This is a genomic window from Sphingomonas sanguinis NBRC 13937, from assembly GCF_001591005.1.
GTDB lineage: Bacteria > Pseudomonadota > Alphaproteobacteria > Sphingomonadales > Sphingomonadaceae > Sphingomonas > Sphingomonas sanguinis.
The window spans coordinates 1-2,245 of record NZ_BCTY01000104.1; the positions used below are offsets into that span (position 1 = coordinate 1).

General features: G+C 68.9%; 2 protein-coding genes. Both read left to right on the forward strand.

Features of this window, described 5'->3' with window-relative positions:
* A partial coding sequence (istA, locus tag SSA01S_RS18745) for an IS21 family transposase (protein ID WP_061781606.1) occupies positions 1-1,393 on the forward strand: 1,393 nt, incomplete at its 5' end.
* Positions 1,380-2,108, forward strand: a complete 729-nt coding sequence (istB, locus tag SSA01S_RS18750; RefSeq protein WP_061781607.1) for an IS21-like element helper ATPase IstB — start codon at positions 1,380-1,382, stop codon at positions 2,106-2,108. The genes istA and istB, both read left to right, overlap by 14 nt.
* Positions 2,109-2,245 lie beyond the last annotated feature (137 nt).

Here is a 2,245-nt window from a genome sequence, read left to right on the forward strand (position 1 = left end):
GCCGGAGGCGGACATGGGCTACCGGCGGGAGGTGCAGCCGCTGCCGAAGCTGGGGCCGTTTCAGACGCGACTGGATGCGTTGCTGGAGGAAGACGAGGCACGGCCGCGGCGCGAGAAGCTGCGCCTCACGCGTATCCACGATCTGCTGCTGCGCGAGGGGTTCGACGGCTCATACGACGCGGTGCGCCGCTATGCGGCCCGCTGGCGGCAGGCGCGGCGTCGCGACGTGATGAATGCGCCGGCGTTCATCCCGCTGCTGTTCCGACCAGGCGAGGCGTATCAGTTCGACTGGAGCCACGAGGACGTCGAGATCGCGGGCAAGCCGATGCGCGTGAAGGTCGCCCATGTGCGGCTGTGCGCTTCGCGGGCCATGTATGTGCGAGCCTATCCGCGCGAGACACAGGAGATGGTGTTCGACGCCCATGCGCGGGCGTTCGCCTTCTTCGGAGGCGTGCCGACGCGCGGCATCTACGACAACATGAAGACGGCGGTGACGAGCGTGTTCACCGGCAAGGAGCGGGTCTTCAACCGGCGTTTCCTGGTCATGGCCAACCACTACATGGTCGAGCCGACGGCCTGCTCGCCGGCGTCAGGCTGGGAGAAGGGCCAGGTCGAAAACCAGGTGCAGACCGCGCGTGGCAGGCTTTTCCAGCCGTGCTTGCGCTTTGCCAGCATCGAGGAGCTGAACGGCTGGCTGGAGGCGGAGTGTCGTCGCTGGGCCGACATGCACCGGCATCCGGAGCAGAAGGAGCTGACCGTCGCGCAGGCATGGGCTGCCGAGCGTGGCGTGCTCCAGCCGGTCGTCGCGCCCTTCGACGGCTTCCATGAGAGCGAGCACGCGGTGAGCGGCACATGCCTCATCAGCTTCGACCGCAACCGCTACTCCGTCTCCGCCCGGGCGGTTCGGCGGGCTGTCCAGGTCCGCGCCTATGCCGACCGCATCGTCGTGCGCTGCGACGGCCAGGTCGTCGCCGACCATCCCCGGTTCTTCGGGCGTGACCGGACCATCTACGACCCCTGGCATTACCTGCCGGTGCTGGTGACCAAGCCGGGCGCCCTGCGCAATGGCGCGCCGTTCCAGGGCTGGGAGCTGCCGCCTGCGCTGTCACGACTGCGCCGCAAGCTCGGCGCCGGTGACGATGCCGACCGGCGGTTCGTGCGCGTGCTGGCAGCCGTGCTCGACGACGGGCTGGAGGCGGTGGAAGCGGCCGTGCGCGAAGCATTGCTGGCGGGCACCGCCAGCGACGACGTCATCGTCAACATCCTGGCCCGCCGACGCGAGCCGCCCCGGCCGCTGACCATCGTCACGCCCGAGGACCTGGCGCTGCGCCACCCGCCGCGTGCCGACTGCACCCGCTATGACAGCCTGCGAGGCCTCCATGCAGCGGCATGAGATGATGACGGCCATGGCGGACCTTGGCCTCAAGGGCATGGCTGGCGCCTTCGACGAGGCCGTCACCACCGGGCTGCAGCGCAAGCGCACGACCATGGAGATCCTGACCGACCTGCTGCGTGCCGAGGCAACGTACCGCCATGCGGCGTCCGTCCGCTACCGGATGTCGGCCGCCAGGCTGCCGGCGGTGAAGGACCTCGACGCCTTCGTCTTCGACGACACCCCCATCAACGAGGGCCTGGTGCGCTCCTTGCACAGTGGCTCGTTCCTCCCCGGCCGGCGCAACGTCGTGCTGGTCGGTGGAACGGGCACCGGCAAGACGCATCTGGCCACCGCGATTACCGCCAACGTGGTGCGGGCCGGCGCCCGCGGGCGCTACTTCAACACGGTCGACCTGGTGAACCGGCTCGAGGAGGAAACGCGCCTCGGCAAAGCCGGTGCGCTCGCCAACCAGCTCTCCCGGCTCGACCTCGTGGTGCTCGACGAACTCGGCTACCTGCCCTTTGCCCGCTCGGGCGGTCAGCTGCTCTTCCACCTGGTCAGCAAGCTTTACGAGCAGACCTCGGTCATCGTCACGACGAACCTCGCCTTTGGCGAGTGGCCGACCGTCTTCGGCGACCCCAAGATGACCACCGCGCTGCTCGACCGCATTACCCACCACTGCGACATCGTCGAGACCGGCAACGACAGCTGGCGCTTCAAGCACCGCAGCTAACGCCCGGAACACCCGGCAGAGAACGCTTCGCGCTGGTTGCGCCTCCGGTCGGGCTACGCCCGCCCTACGCCGCAACCAGCGCGAACGGTGCGCCCGTCATACCCGTCACGCTGCTCGACGAAGGGGGTCCCTTTTGC

What these genes read in the sequence shown, in the direction of transcription:
- istB (WP_061781607.1), top strand. Translation starts at nt 1,380, where the DNA reads ATGCAGCGGCATGAGATGATGACGGCCATGGCGGACCTTGGCCTCAAG.